We start from the raw sequence: 13,475 nt of genomic DNA, 5'->3' as shown, positions 1-13,475 counted from the left end.
CATCGCCACCACACTCGCCACCACACCTCTGAGCGACGCAGATCACATCGGCCAACCTCTTGACGCCTCCACGTTCAAACCGGTTTAGTCAACGCCGTTCGGCCGTTCAAACCGGTTTGAACGCCCATCCAGAGGCCGCCCTCGAGGAGTTGCGTACGCATGGCCCGCAAGCCCACCATCGCGGACGTCGCACGCCACGCCGGGGTCTCCCGCGCCACGGTCTCCTTCGCCCTCAACGACCGCCCCGGCATCGCGGAGGACACCAAGGCCCGCGTGCTCGCGGCGGCCGCCGACCTCGGGTGGACGCCGAGCCGCCAGGCCCGCGCGCTCTCGCTCGGCAAGGCCGGGGCGTTCGGTCTCGTCCTGACCCGCGAACCGGAGCAGATCGGGGCGGACCTCTTCTTTCCGGCGTTCATCGCGGGCGTCGAGGCCGTCATCGGGCAGCGCGGCGACGGCCTGATGGTGCACGTGACCACGCCGGAGAAGGAGCAGGGGGTGTACGAGCGGCTCGCGGCCGAGCGCCAGGTCGACGGCGTACTCCTCACGGACCTCCGGCACGACGACCCGCGCCCCCCGCTGATGCGCCGGCTCGGCCTGCCCGCCGTGGTGGTGGGCCAGCCCGAGTGGGGCGGCGGCCTGCCCACAGTCAGCCTGGACGACGAGCCCGCCTACTCCGCCGCGGTCCGGCGCCTCGCCGATCTCGGTCACCGGCGGATCGCGCACGTCGAGGGGCCCCGCGAGTTCCGGCACGCACACCGGCGCCGCCTCGCCTGGGAGCAGGCGCTGCGCGACCTGGGCCTGCCCGAGGGCCCGGTGCTGCCCGGCGGGTTCAGCGCCGAGGGCGGTGCGCGGGCCACCCGTGAGCTGCTCGCGCTCGACACCCCGCCGACCGCGATCGTCTACGGCAACGACCTGGCCGCGATGGCCGGGCTCTCGGTCGCCCAGGAGCTGGGTGTCCCGGTGCCCGAGCGGCTCTCGGTCGTCGGCTACGACGACGCGCCCCTGACCCGCTACAGCTATCCGCCGCTCTCCTCCGCCCGCGCGGACGCCCGCGGTTGGGGCGAGGCCGCGGCCCGCGCCCTGGACGCGGTGCTCGCCGGGGACGAGCGCGCGGCGCATGTGGCGCTGCCGCCCGCCGAGTTCATTCCCCGTGCGTCGATCGGTCCCGCCCCGCGCGACTGAGTCCGCACGACGCAGCGACAAAGCGATAGAGCAACAGACTTCGGCCGCGCCGTGCGCGGACCGGGAATTGCGCACGGCGACGAGGCCGCGCGTGAACAGTTCGGAGATCATCATGCTGAGGAGAACGGCGTCCTCGCTGCTCGTGCTCGCTCTCGCGGGGACGGCGACAGCCTGCGGCCGGGCCGCCCCCGACGCGAACGTCGCCGCCGACGCGCGTGGACCGATCACGGTCTGGCTGTCCAACAACGCCCAAGAGGTGCAGTGGGGCGAGCAGATGGTGGCCGCGTGGAACAAACGCCATCCCGATCAGCACGTCACCGCCCAGCAGATCCCTGCGGGCAAGACGTCCGAGGAGGCGATCAGCGCCTCGATCATCGCGGGCACGACGGCGTGTCTGGCCTTCAACACCTCGCCGGCGGCGGTGCCGACCTTCCAGAAGCAGAACGGGCTCGTGCCACTGGACGACTTCCCGGGCGGCACGTCGTACGTCACCGGGCGCAGCGGCGGCCTCGCCGACCAGTACAGGTCGCCGGACGGGAAGTTCTACCAGCTGCCCTGGAAGAGCAACCCGGTGATGATTCTCTACAACAAGAAGCTGTTCAAGAAGGCCGGCCTCGATCCGGAGCACCCGAAGCTCGCCACGTACAAGGAGTTCCTGAAGACCTCCCGCACGCTGGTGCACAGCGGCGCCGCGAAGGCGGCGATCTGGCCCTCGCCGTCGAGTGACTTCTTCCAGCCCTGGTACGACTTCTATCCCGCGTTCGCCGCGCAGAGCGGCGGCAAGCAGCTGATCGAGGACGGCAAGCCGCAGTTCGACTCCGCGGCCGGGCGCCAAGTGGCGGCCTTCTGGCGGGAGTTGTACGCCGAGAAGCTGGCGCCGCAGGAGGCGTATCCGGGCGACGCCCTCAACGACGGGAAGGCCGCGATGGCCACCGTCGGGCCGTGGGCCGTCTCCGCGTACAAGAACGCCGTGGACATCGGCGTCGCGCCGGTCCCCACCTCCGAGGGAGGCAGCGGCAAGCACTCGTTCAGCGACGAGAAGTCGGTGGCGATGTTCAGCGCGTGCAAGAACCGGGCGACGGCCTGGGACCTGCTGAAGTTCGCGACGTCCAGCGCGCAGGACGGCCGGTTCCTGGAGACGACCGGGCAGATGCCGATGCGCGAGGACCTGACGAAGCGCTACGCCGGCTACTTCGCCGAGCACCCCACGTACAGGGCCTTCGCCGACCAGGCGGAGCGCGTCGTCGAGGTGCCGAACGTGCCGGGTTCGGTCGACATCTGGCAGGCCTTCCGTGACGAGTGGACGAAGTCGGTCGTCTTCGGCCGCGAGTCCACGCGTACGGGCCTGCGCAACGCCTCGTCCGAGATCACCGACCTGCTGAACGAGTACGGAGACCAGTCATGAGCCTGACTCTCCAGTCGCGCCCCGCCGCGGCCTCCTCCACGGAGCGGCCGCCCGCGCGCAGGAACCGCTTCCGTTCCCGCGTCGGCGCCCTGTTCGTGTCCCCGTACGTGCTGTTCCTGCTCGTCGTCTTCGCGATCCCGCTGGTCTACACGGTGTGGATGTCGTTCCACCGCTTCTACTTCACGGCTCCCGGCACGGACGTGGACGCGCCGTGGGTGGGACTGTCCAACTACAAGGACGTGTTCACCGACCCGGTGGTCGGCCGGGCGTTCCTCAACATCCTGATCTTCCTGGTCATCAACGTGCCGCTGACCGTGGGCCTCTCGCTGGTCCTGGCCGCCGCGCTGAACGCGAAGATGCGGGGGCGGGCGTTCTTCCGCGCCGCGTTCTACCTCCCGTACGTGACCGCGAGCGTCGCGCTCGTCGCGGTGTGGCAGTTCCTCTTCGGCCAGGACGGCTTCGTCAACCATCTGCTCGGCTCGCACGCGCCGGACCCGTCGTGGCTGGTCAACTCGCATCTCGCGATGCCGATGATCGCCGTCTTCGTGACCTGGAAGCAGCTCGGCTTCTTCGTGATGCTGTACCTCGCCGCACTCCAGAACGTCGGCAAGGAGCTGTACGAGGCGTCCGCGATGGACGGCGCCGGCAAGGTGCGGCAGTTCTTCTCGGTGACCGTGCCGGGTGTGCGTCCCGCGACGACGCTGGTCGTCATCTACGCGATCATCACCGGCGCCAACATGTTCAGCGAGCCCTACCTGCTGACCGGTGGCGGCGGCCCGGACCACGCGTCCACGTCGCCGGTGCTGCTCATGTACCAGAAGGGCATCGAGCAGGGGCACCCCGATGTCGCGGCCGCGCTCGGCGTCGTCCTCATCGCCTTCGTCATGGTCGTCTCGCTCGCCGCCCGCAAGCTCACCGAGAGGGGCAACTGACATGAGTGCCACCACCCCGTCGGCGCCCCGCCGCTTCGGCTTCGGCGGCAAGGCCCTGCGCTACGTACTGCTGTCGCTCGGCGCGGTCGTCTTCCTGTTCCCCTTCTACTACATGGTCGTCGGCTCGCTGCGGAAGGTCACGGCCGGCGATCTGTCGGCGGCCGTCCCCTCCGGCCTGACCGGCGCCAACTACGCGGCGATCAACAGCACGATCTCGCTGGGCCGTTCGCTGCTGAACTCCGGGATCATGACGATCGGCGTCCTCATCTGCACGCTCGTCTTCGGTGTGCTCGCCGGGTACGCGCTCGCGGTGCTGAAGTTCCGCGGCAAGGGCGCCGTGTTCGGGGCGCTGCTGCTCGTGCAGATGATCCCGTTCCAGCTCCTGACTCTGCCGCTGTACGTTCTCGTGGTCCGTGACTACGGGCTCGGCGACAACTACTTCGGCATGATCCTGCCGTTCGCGATCAACTCCACGGCCGTCTTCCTCTTCCGCCAATTCTTCTCGCAGATGCCGCAGTCCCTCTTCGAGGCGGCGCGCATCGACGGCGCGAGCGAGCTGCGGATCCTGTGGAGGATCGCGCTGCCGATGGCCAAGCCGGCCATCCTGACCGCGCTGCTCCTGACGTTCATCGGGCCGTGGAACGAGTTCCTGTGGCCGTTCCTCGTCACCAAGAACGCCGACATGCAGCCCCTCGCGGTCTCCCTCGCGAGCTTCCTCTCCAATCTTCAGGGCACGGTCGCCAACCCGGCGGGCGCCCTGCTGGCCGGCGCGTGTGTGCTGGCCGTCCCCGCGGTGGTCCTGTTCCTCGTGTTCCAGCGCCACTTCACCTCCACCGACATCGACTCCGCTACCAAGGGCTGAATCCGCACATGAGCAACACCACCGACGACACTGCCACCACGATCCCCTACCGCATGGTCCGCAAGGGTGTGGTCATGTCGCCCCTCGCCGGTGAGGCGAACGAGGTCGAGGGCGTCCTCAACCCGGCCGCGGGACGCACCCCCGACGGCACGCTGCACCTCCTCCCCCGCCTCGTCTCCGAGGGCAATGTCTCCCGCGTCGGCCTCGCCGAGGTCACTTTCGACGCGCAGGGCGTGCCGAACGGTGTCGAGCGCCGCGGCGTCGTCCTCGCCCCCGACGAGGGCTGGGAGCGCGGCAAGAACAACGCGGGCGTCGAGGACCCCCGCATCACGTGGGTCCCCTCGCTCGGCAAGCACGTCATGTCGTACGTCGCCTACGGCCCGCTCGGCCCGAAGCCCGCGCTCGCCGTCTCCGAGAACCTCACCGACTGGACGCGTCTCGGCCCGATCCAGTTCGCGTACCAGGCCGACCTCGACACCGACCTCAACCTCTTCCCGAACAAGGACGTCGTCCACTTCCCCGAGCCGGTCCCGGCCCCCGACGGCGAGCTGTCGTACGCGATGCTGCACCGCCCGATGTGGGACCTCGGATGGTTCCGCGAGGGGGAGGGCGTGCACCTGCCCGCCGGTGTCACCGACGAGCGGCCCGGCATCTGGATCTCGTACGTGCCGGTCAAGGAGGTCGAGGCCGACATCCGCGCCCTCGTCCGCCCGCGTCAGCACACCCTCGTCGCGCTGTCCGAGTACGAGTGGGAGTCGCTGAAGATCGGCGGCGGCCCGGCCCCGATCCGCGTGCCCGAGGGGTGGCTGCTCATCCACCACGGTGTCTCCGGCACCATCGAGGACCCGTGGGCGCAGAACCAGAAGGTGTCGTACGCGGCCGGAGCGATGATCCTCGACCCGGTCGACCCGTCGAAGATCCTTGCCCGCTCCGACCAGCCGCTGATGGCGCCCGAGACCGAGGAGGAGCTGTCCGGCACCGTCCCGAACGTCGTGTTCCCGACGGCGATCGAGGAGATCGACGGCGAGCTGTACGTCTTCTACGGCATGGCCGACGCGCACATCGGCGTGGCCCTCCTGGAGCGCACCGCATGACACCCCCTGCCCTGGGCATCGGCCTGGTCGGCTGCGGCGGTTTCGCCGAGTTCGTCCTGGACGCCGTCGCCGGGCTGCCGGGCCTGCGCCTGGTGGCGGTCGCCGACCCGTCGCGCGAGCGGGCTTCGCGGCTCGCCGCGCGGCACGGCGTGGCGGCGCTCGGCTCCCTCGACGAGCTGCTCGAACGGGACGACGTGGCGGCGGTGTTGATCGCCACGCCGCCCGCCACCCATGCCGCGATGGCCACCCAGGCGCTGCGTGCGGGGCGCCATGTCTTCTGCGAGAAGCCCCTCGCCACCACGACGGAGGACGCGGCATCGGTCGCCGACGAGGCGCGCCGCGCAGGCCGCGTCCTGGTCGTGGATCATGTGCTGCGCTACAACCCGCTGCTGCGGGCGGTCCAGCGGCTCACCGAGCGGGAGCTGCTCGCGCCCGTCCGCCGGTTCCTGTTCGAGAACGACGCCGCCGACGAGGACCTCGACCCCGACCACTGGTTCTGGGACCCGGCGCACTCCGGTGGCATCTTTGTCGAGCACGGTGTGCACTTCTTCGACGCGGCGCGGGCGCTGCTCGGCACGGACCCGGTGAGCGTGCGGGCCACGGCGGTGGCGCGGCCGGGCGGACCGGTCGACATGGTGAGCGCGGATGTCGTGCACCCCGGCGGCGTCCTCGCCTCCCATCTGCACTCCTTCACCCACGCCCACCGCGCCGAGCGGCAACTCATGCGCCTGGACCACGGGTTCGAGGAGACGCGGATCACCGGCTGGATCCCGGCCTACGCGGAGATCTCGGCGTGGACCGACGAGGCGGGCGCCCGCCGCTGGGAGCAACTGTCGCTCCAGCTCGGCCCGTTGCTGGCGGTCGAAGGGTTCCGGCCGCACGGCGACGAACAGCTCACGGTCCACGTCGAACGCGACGCGGGACCGGCCGCGCCCGCCCGTGGACGCGGCGAGCGGCGCACCGCGCCGCACCACGTCCACGCCGTCATCGACCTCGGCGGCGAGGCCCGCAAGCCGTACGTGTACGCGCAGAGCGTGCGCGCCGCGATGGCCGACCTCGTCCGGGCGGTGCGCGAAGGCACCCCGCCGGCGGCGGACGCCCGCAGTGGCTTCGGCGCGGTGGCGGTCGCCGAGGCGGCCACGGTCGCCGCCGCGACGGGCCGCGAACAGCCGGTCCTCCCCGCGTTCCCGTGGGCTTCGGAAGGAGTCGTCGCATGAGCTGGTGGCAGGACATGGTCTGCTACGAGGTGTACCCGCGGGCGTTCGCCGACTCCGACGGCGACGGCGTCGGGGACCTGCGCGGGCTGACCGAACGCCTCGAACACATCAAGGATTTGGGCGCGGACGCGGTGTGGTGCACGCCGTTCTATCCGTCTCCGCTGGCCGACGGCGGCTATGACATCGCCGACTACACGGGCGTCGCCCCTGACCTCGGGACGACCGCCGACGTCGACGAACTCACCGCCCGGGCACACGCGTTGGGCCTGAAGTTCATCGTCGACCTCGTCCCGAACCACACCTCCGACCGGCACCCCTGGTTCCTGGAGGCGCTGACCGCCGGGCCAGGTTCGGCGGAGCGGGAGAGGTATCTTTTCCGGCCCGGCCGGGGTGCGGGCGGTGAACTGCCGCCCAACGACTGGCAGTCGGCGTTCGGCGGGCCCGCCTGGACGCGGGTCGCGGACGGCGAGTGGTACTGCCACCTGCACGCGGCCGAACAACCGGACCTCAACTGGCGCAACCCCAAGGTGCGCGACGACTTCGCCGACGTGCTGCGGCACTGGCTCGACCGGGGCGTGGACGGGTTCCGGGTGGACGTGGCGCACGCCCTGTTCAAGGCGGAGGGCCTGCCCGACGCGGGCCCGGGGCAGCACACCGACCCGCTGCGCAACCACCTCATGCCCTATTACGACCAGGAGGAGTTGCACCCGCTCTACCGCGAGTGGCGGACTCTGCTCGACACGCATCCCGCGCCACCGGGTGCGGTGGCGCCCGAGGACCGGGTGATGGTCGCGGAGTCGGCGGTCTTCGACCCGGCCCGGCTCGGCCGCTACATCCGCCCCGACGAGATGCACCAGGCCTTCAACTTCGCCTTCCTGGAGGCCTCTTGGGACGCGGCGGAGCTGCGCGAGGTGATCGACGGCTCGTTCGCGGTGCCCGGTTCCGCCGTGACCTGGCTGCTCTCGAGCCATGACGCGCCGCGGCCCGTCACCCGGCACGGGTCCCTGGCGCGCGCCCGTGCGGCCGCGCTCCTCATGCTGGCGCTGCCCGGATCCGCGTACCTCTACCAGGGCGAGGAGCTGGGTCTTCCGCAGGCGTTCGTGCCCGACGACCGCATCCTCGACCCGCTGTGGGAACGCTCCGGGCACACCGAGCGGGGCCGCGACGGCGCACGCGTCCCGCTGCCCTGGTCCGGCACAGCGGCGCCGTACGGCTTCAGCAGCGCGGCACCCGAGGCGACCTGGCTGCCGCAGCCCGACGACTGGGCGCAGCTCACGGTGGCCGCGCAACAGGCGGACCCGGGTTCGACGCTCGCCCTGTACCGGCGGGCGCTCAGGCTGCGCCGCATCCACCCGGCGCCGGATCCGGCGGCGCCGCCGCAGTGGCTCTCCGTGCCCGATGCGCCCCATCTCGCTTTCCACCGCGGGAACTTGGTGTGCGTGGTGAACCTGTCCGAGCAGCCGCTCCCCCTCTCCACCCTCGGCCTCACCGGCCCTCCGGTCCTCACCAGCGGCCCCCTCACGGCGGGCGCGCTGCCGAAGGACACGGCCGCGTGGGTGGTGTCCACGGCCTGAGCGCGAACGGCGACGGGGCGGCCGACTCAGCCGGCCATGGCGGGCTCGGCCGCACCCCGTCGCGCCCGCCACACCACCGGCCAGCCGACCGCGACCACCGCGAGCACGACCGCCTGACCGGTGCCGAGCCCCTCGGACACCGACGGGCCCTGGCCCACGGTCAGCAGACCGGCCACCACGAGGGCCGGCAGCACGGCCCCCGCCGTCCACCGCCACCCCCGGCCGGAGACCGTCGCGCACACCGCCCCGGTGAGCAGGATCAGCGCGACGACGGCGCCGAGCAGCATCCGCGCAGGACCCGGCAACGCGCCGTCCGCGTCGGCCACCGCCCTGCCGAGCACGGCCGCGAGCGCCGCCACGGCCCCCGCGAACAGGCAGTGCAGCGGCAGCACCAAGTGCACGGGAAGTGCCTCCGGGGCCAGCAGCGGCAGCCCGTGCGCGCCACCGAGCAGCGCCAGCGCCCATACGAGGACCAGGATGGCGAAGGCGCCGACGGCGACGATCCGCACCGAGCCGTTCCACTCCGCCTCCCCTGCGGCGTCGACGGACTGCACGAGCCCTTCGCCGAGGACGATCAGCACGAACAGGCCGAGGCGCTCGGAGAGATGCGTGACGTCCGCGGTCACCAGTTCGGGCTTCGCCAGGGCGCGGCGGCCGCGCTCGCCGATGTCACGGGTGGGGTGCCCGGCACCGCCCCTGCGCTCCTCCTGATCAAGGCGCCGCCGCACCCGTTGCCTGGCCTGGTCCCAGTGTTCGTCGACCGCGTCCCGCATCGCGTCGCGCGAGACCCGCACCATGACGACCACGTCGATGGCGAGCCCCAGCGCCCAGAGCCAGAGCCGGGCGTCGCCGCCCACCCACAGCGACACGATCCACGGCACGAGGCCGCCGCTGAGCTGGAGGATCGGCAGATCGACGACCACCCGTCCCGGCCGGTTCGCCGCGCGGGACGCGATGATGCGCACCACCACGTAGGCGAGGGCGAACGCGAACGCCTTCTCGTCCGACTCCCGCACCCCCGGCACGGCCGCGGCCATCACGGCCATCCCGAACATGGCGACGATGACGACGAGCGTGCGCGCCCGGTCCTGGGCCACGTTCCCGTACATCGTGAACATCACCCAGGTGAGCCAGAACGCCAGGAACAGCAGGCCGTACTCGCCCAGCGCCGCCCACGTCGGCCCGGTGTGCAGCAGGTGGGCCAGCTGCCCCACGCCGGCGACGACGATCAGGTCGAAGAACAGCTCCAGCCAAGAGGCGTGGCGTTCGGGGACGGGTTCGTCCACTGCGTCGAGAGAATCCGGCATAGCGGAATTATCCATGCAATGGGCACGCTTGACGTGGAGCCCCGCGTGCCGCCACCCCGCACACGTTCCGGCATGTGCCAACAGCGAAGTCCGCCGCCACCGCGGCAGCCATGGCCAAACCTTCACCGAGCGAGTCCACAAGATTGATGAATCCGCTGACCAGACAGGGCAGTTGACGTATGGTCACCCAATGGACGGAGCGCAGTGGTTGGCCTCCTGTCACCGAAAGCCGAGCGAGGCATATGCCGCATGGGGGCAGTCGCCGTTTCTGGCGAAGCTCCCGGCGGGCCGCGACTGGGACGCGTTACGCGTGCAGCAGCCGCTCGGTCTGACGGTGCTGTGGGAGCTTGGCGAAGAGGCGGACGCCGTGCCGGTACTCGAGGAGCACGCCAAGCCACGCCCGGTGTTCTACATCCTCACGCGCCCCGACCCGGCGGGCGCCTCGGTGACCTGGCCGGAGACGGAGGACGTGCGGCTGCTCACCGCGGGTGAGCACCTGTGCATGCCGTCCCCGGACGCCGACGGCATCACGGGCGTGCGCCACCACTCGTTCCTGTGGCGCACCCCTCCGGACGGCAGCGGCAAGCTGGTCGACCCCGAGCTGCTGCGCACCGCCCTCAAGTCCGCCCTCGATCCCGGCCGGCAGGCCGAGCGCATAAGGGCGGCCCGCGCCGTCTTCTGGGCGAGCAAGCGGCACAGCCACTGAGCACCACCCCCTGGCACACCCCGCGCGAAGAGCCGTCGCGGCGGACAAATGTACTGTGCACGGGTATCGGTTGTTCCAGGAAGGATGATCCGCCATCGCCATCAGCAAGACAGTGCAGATACCCACCCCGGACGGCCGGGCCGACGCCTTCGTCGCCTTCCCCGACGACGGCGCGCGGCACCCGGGCGTACTGCTCTACATGGACGCCTTCGGCGTGCGGCCCGTGATCGAGGAACTGGCCCGCGAGCTGGCCGGGCACGGCTATTACGTGCTCGTGCCCAACGTCTACTACCGGCGCGGGGCCTCGCCCGTCGTCGAGCTTCCCGAGTACATCAGCGAGGAGAACCGGCCGGAGATCTTCGGCAAGCTGATGCCGCTGCTCCAGGAGCACACCGCCGAGCGCGCCCTGAGCGACGCCGACGCCTTCGTCGACTTCCTCACCGCCCAGCCCGAGGTCGCGGACGGCCCGATCGGCACGACCGGCTACTGCATGGGCGCCGCCCTCGCACTGCGCACCGCCGCGGCCCGCCCCGGCCGGGTCGGCGCCGTCGCCGGTTTCCACCCCGGCATGCTCGTCACCGACGCCCCCGACAGCCCGCACCTCGCCGCCGACAAGGTCACCGCCCGTGTGCACCTGGGGCTCGCCGAGGGTGATCTGAAGCCCGAGGCCGTCGCCGAGCTCAACAAGTCCTTCGAGACCGCCGGTGTCGACCACTCCATCGAGCTCTACCCCGGCAGCGTCCACGGCTTCACGATGGCCGACACCTCCGCCTTCTCCGCGGAGGCGCTGAAGCGCCACTGGGACCGGCTGCTGCCGCTCCTCGACAGCGCCCTGCGGGCCGGCTGAGAGCTACACGCAACAGGGGCGCGGCGCCCGCTTCGTGCAGACGTCGGCGGCGGCGCCGCGCCCTCGCTCAGTACCTCTCCGCCGACCCCAGATACTGCTCCGCGAACGCCGTCGCCGCCGCCCGCGACGTGAACAGGCGGCGCAGCCGGGCCAGCGTCGTGCCCGTGCGGAACGGGTCGCCGAACGACGCGCCGTGGTAGACCTCCGACAGCCACTGCGAGAACTCCTGGTAGTCCCACACGCGCCGCAGACAGGCCTCGCCGTACCCCTCGATGCCGCTGCTGTCGCCCGCCGCGTGCGCCACGATCGCGTCCGCGAGGAGGAACGCGTCGTGCAGCGCGAGGTTGAGGCCCTTGGCCGCGATGGGGGCGACCAGATGGGCGGCGTCCCCGGCCAGGAAGAGGCGCCCGTACGACATGGGTTCAGTGACGTAGTCGTGCATGTCGAGGACGCGCTTCTCGATCAACTCGCCCTCGGTGAGCGGCGGGGCGCCCTCTGCGGCGAGCCGCCTGCGCAACTGCGTCCACACCCGCTCGTGCGACCAGCCTGAAGGATCGTCGCCGGGCGGGCACTGCAGGTAGTAGCGGGTGACTTCGGGGCTGCGCGGCATCTGCCCGGCGAAGCCCTCCTCGTGCATGCCGAACAGCACGCGGTCCGTCGACGGCGGCGCCTGGGCGAGCAGCGCCAGCCAGCCGATCCCGTAGTCGTGCCGCGCGACACGGACCCGACCGACGGGCAGCGCCTCGCGCGTCGCCCCGCGGGCCCCGTCGCACCCGGCGACGAACTCGCAGTGCAGCAACCGCCGTTGACCGGTGTCGCCGCAGGTGTACGAGACCGAGGGGCGCTCGCCCTCCAGGTCGTGGAGGCGTACGTCGCGGACACCGAAGCGGATGTCACCGCCGCGCACGTCGGCGTACTCCCGCACCAGGTCGGTCACGAGCAGCGGCTGCGGGTAGACGAAGTGGTGCTGCCCGGTCAGTTCGGTGTAGCCGAAGCGGTGCCGCTCACCCGCGAAGCGGAACTCGCACTCCGTGTGCCGCTCCGCGCGCTTGAGCAGCTGCGCGGCGAGACCGCGCCGGTCGAGGGCGCGCACCGCCCATTCCTCGATGACACCGGCCCGCGGCCGCCGCTCGATGAACGTACGGCTTTCGCACTCCAGGACCACGCAGTCGACGCCCGCGGCCCGCAGGAGGTTCCCGACGGTGAGTCCGGCGGGGCCCGCACCGACGATCACCACCGAACTCCGCTCCGGCGCAGGCGTGTTGGGACGCATCATGTCCGTCATGTCGCTCATTATTGCCCGGCGGGTGACCTGGACCGACGGTCACGATCCCAGGTCGATCAGGACGCCCGTCCCCCGCTCCCCCGCCAGGTCGATCAGCATCCGTGCGACGGCCAGGTCCTGGAGGCCCACGCCCACCGAGTTGAACAGCGTCAGCTCCGTGTCGGCGGTGCGGCCCGGGGCCCGGCCGGTGAGGACGTCGCCGAGTTCGACGCGGAAGTCGTCCTCGCGCAGGGCTCCTTCGGCGAGCGGGACGAGGACCTCACCGGACTTGGCCCGTGCCGTGTCGTAGGCGTCGACGACGACGCGGCAGCGGACGACGGCCTCGGTGTCGAGTTCGCGGTGGTCGGGGCGGGGCGGGGCGCCGACCGCGTTGATGTGCTGCCCCGGGCGGAGCCAGGCGCCGCGTACCACCGGCTCGCGGGACGGGGTGAGGGTGCACAGCACGTCGGCCGCCTCGGTCACGGCGCGCGGTTCGTCCAACGCCTTGGCGGGGAGCCCGAGTTCGGCGGTGATCCAGGCCGCGAGGGCGTGGGCGCGCTCCGGGGTGCGGCCCCACAGGACGACCTGCTCGTAGGGGCGGCCGGGGAGCAGGGCGCGGGCGTGCGCGCGGGCGAGGGGTCCGGTGCCGATGAGGCCGAGGGTCGTCGCGTCGGTGCGGGCGAGGGCGCGGGTGGCGACGGCGGTGGCGGCCGCGGTGCGTACGCGGGTGAGTTCGGCGCCGTCCAGAAGCGCCGCGCAGGCGCCGGTGTCGGCGTCCATCGCGAGCACGGTGGACCGCTGCACGGGCAGTCCCGCCGCACGGTTGCCGGGGAGGTCGGCGAGGAGCTTCACGGTGGCGAGCCGGTCGGTGGCCGAGGCGGCCGCCATCGCGACGAACGCGCCGTCGCCGTCCGGGAGACGCATGGCGGGCGGCGCGGGCAGCACGGCCCGGCCCCGCGCGAGGTCGCGGTGGGCGCGCGCCACGGCGGCCTCCACCGCCTCGGCCCGGTCGGCCAGCAGGGCGCGGATGGTGGAGCGGGTGAGGATCAGGGTCATCGTGCGGGCTCTCCTCGATGAGGTACGGG

General features: G+C 71.9%; 12 protein-coding genes. 9 read left to right on the top strand and 3 right to left on the bottom strand.

What is annotated here, in order from left to right; translation table 11 throughout:
- Positions 1 to 159: 159 nt before the first annotated feature.
- From ACYSUO_RS13955 to ACYSUO_RS13925, 7 genes are all read left to right on the top strand, one after another.
- Positions 160 to 1,182, top strand: a complete 1,023-nt coding sequence (locus ACYSUO_RS13955; protein ID WP_461776394.1) for a LacI family DNA-binding transcriptional regulator — start codon at positions 160 to 162, stop codon at positions 1,180 to 1,182.
- 112 nt (positions 1,183 to 1,294) lie between these two features.
- The gene (locus ACYSUO_RS13950) at positions 1,295 to 2,587 is read left to right on the top strand and encodes an ABC transporter substrate-binding protein (protein WP_461776393.1); all 1,293 of its coding nucleotides are present in this window, start codon (positions 1,295 to 1,297) and stop codon (positions 2,585 to 2,587) included.
- On the top strand, positions 2,584 to 3,519 hold the full coding sequence (locus ACYSUO_RS13945) for a carbohydrate ABC transporter permease (protein WP_461776392.1): 936 nt from the start codon (positions 2,584 to 2,586) through the stop codon (positions 3,517 to 3,519). Before ACYSUO_RS13950 ends, ACYSUO_RS13945 begins: the two co-directional genes overlap by 4 nt.
- Before the next feature lies 1 nt (position 3,520).
- The gene (locus ACYSUO_RS13940) at positions 3,521 to 4,381 is read left to right on the top strand and encodes a carbohydrate ABC transporter permease (protein ID WP_461776391.1); all 861 of its coding nucleotides are present in this window, start codon (positions 3,521 to 3,523) and stop codon (positions 4,379 to 4,381) included.
- 8 nt (positions 4,382 to 4,389) lie between these two features.
- The gene (locus tag ACYSUO_RS13935; RefSeq protein WP_461776390.1) at positions 4,390 to 5,475 is read left to right on the top strand and encodes a glycoside hydrolase family 130 protein; all 1,086 of its coding nucleotides are present in this window, start codon (positions 4,390 to 4,392) and stop codon (positions 5,473 to 5,475) included.
- Complete coding sequence (locus ACYSUO_RS13930; RefSeq protein WP_461776389.1) at positions 5,472 to 6,692, top strand: Gfo/Idh/MocA family protein; 1,221 nt, start codon at positions 5,472 to 5,474, stop codon at positions 6,690 to 6,692. The genes ACYSUO_RS13935 and ACYSUO_RS13930 overlap by 4 nt, the downstream gene beginning before the upstream one ends.
- Entirely contained in the window at positions 6,689 to 8,266 is a 1,578-nt protein-coding gene (locus ACYSUO_RS13925) for a glycoside hydrolase family 13 protein (RefSeq protein ID WP_461776388.1), read from the top strand. The genes ACYSUO_RS13930 and ACYSUO_RS13925 overlap by 4 nt, the downstream gene beginning before the upstream one ends.
- A 26-nt stretch (positions 8,267 to 8,292) precedes the next feature.
- On the opposite strand, the gene ACYSUO_RS13920 is transcribed toward ACYSUO_RS13925, so the two are convergent.
- Complete coding sequence (locus ACYSUO_RS13920; protein WP_461776387.1) at positions 8,293 to 9,573, bottom strand: low temperature requirement protein A; 1,281 nt, start codon at positions 9,571 to 9,573, stop codon at positions 8,293 to 8,295.
- Positions 9,574 to 9,763: 190 nt separating this feature from the next.
- Between ACYSUO_RS13920 and ACYSUO_RS13915 the strand changes: the two genes are divergently transcribed.
- Both ACYSUO_RS13915 and ACYSUO_RS13910 read left to right on the top strand, forming a co-directional pair.
- Positions 9,764 to 10,279: a hypothetical protein gene (locus ACYSUO_RS13915; RefSeq protein WP_461776386.1), complete on the top strand. Its 516-nt coding sequence runs from the start codon at positions 9,764 to 9,766 to the stop codon at positions 10,277 to 10,279.
- A gap of 112 nt (positions 10,280 to 10,391) precedes the next feature.
- The gene (locus tag ACYSUO_RS13910; protein WP_461776385.1) at positions 10,392 to 11,126 is read left to right on the top strand and encodes a dienelactone hydrolase family protein; all 735 of its coding nucleotides are present in this window, start codon (positions 10,392 to 10,394) and stop codon (positions 11,124 to 11,126) included.
- A 67-nt stretch (positions 11,127 to 11,193) separates the two neighbouring features.
- On the opposite strand, the gene ACYSUO_RS13905 is transcribed toward ACYSUO_RS13910, so the two are convergent.
- A complete protein-coding gene (locus ACYSUO_RS13905) occupies positions 11,194 to 12,411 on the bottom strand; it encodes a 4-hydroxybenzoate 3-monooxygenase (RefSeq protein ID WP_461776384.1) in 1,218 nt (405 codons plus the stop codon).
- A gap of 39 nt (positions 12,412 to 12,450) precedes the next feature.
- Entirely contained in the window at positions 12,451 to 13,446 is a 996-nt protein-coding gene (locus tag ACYSUO_RS13900; RefSeq protein ID WP_461776383.1) for an ornithine cyclodeaminase family protein, read from the bottom strand.
- Positions 13,447 to 13,475 lie beyond the last annotated feature (29 nt).

This window comes from Streptomyces sp. UC4497, from assembly GCF_054871485.1.
Note: the sequence above shows the minus strand (reverse complement) of the source record. Positions and strands in the feature narration are given on the sequence as shown.

What these genes read in the sequence shown, in the direction of transcription:
- ACYSUO_RS13955 (WP_461776394.1), top strand. Translation starts at nt 160, where the DNA reads ATGGCCCGCAAGCCCACCATCGCGGACGTCGCACGCCACGCCGGGGTC.
- ACYSUO_RS13950 (WP_461776393.1), top strand. Translation starts at nt 1,295, where the DNA reads ATGCTGAGGAGAACGGCGTCCTCGCTGCTCGTGCTCGCTCTCGCGGGG.
- ACYSUO_RS13945 (WP_461776392.1), top strand. Translation starts at nt 2,584, where the DNA reads ATGAGCCTGACTCTCCAGTCGCGCCCCGCCGCGGCCTCCTCCACGGAG.
- ACYSUO_RS13940 (WP_461776391.1), top strand. Translation starts at nt 3,521, where the DNA reads ATGAGTGCCACCACCCCGTCGGCGCCCCGCCGCTTCGGCTTCGGCGGC.
- ACYSUO_RS13935 (WP_461776390.1), top strand. Translation starts at nt 4,390, where the DNA reads ATGAGCAACACCACCGACGACACTGCCACCACGATCCCCTACCGCATG.
- ACYSUO_RS13930 (WP_461776389.1), top strand. Translation starts at nt 5,472, where the DNA reads ATGACACCCCCTGCCCTGGGCATCGGCCTGGTCGGCTGCGGCGGTTTC.
- ACYSUO_RS13925 (WP_461776388.1), top strand. Translation starts at nt 6,689, where the DNA reads ATGAGCTGGTGGCAGGACATGGTCTGCTACGAGGTGTACCCGCGGGCG.
- ACYSUO_RS13920 (WP_461776387.1), bottom strand. Translation starts at nt 9,573, where the DNA reads ATGCCGGATTCTCTCGACGCAGTGGACGAACCCGTCCCCGAACGCCAC.
- ACYSUO_RS13915 (WP_461776386.1), top strand. Translation starts at nt 9,764, where the DNA reads ATGGACGGAGCGCAGTGGTTGGCCTCCTGTCACCGAAAGCCGAGCGAG.
- ACYSUO_RS13905 (WP_461776384.1), bottom strand. Translation starts at nt 12,411, where the DNA reads ATGACGGACATGATGCGTCCCAACACGCCTGCGCCGGAGCGGAGTTCG.
- ACYSUO_RS13900 (WP_461776383.1), bottom strand. Translation starts at nt 13,446, where the DNA reads ATGACCCTGATCCTCACCCGCTCCACCATCCGCGCCCTGCTGGCCGAC.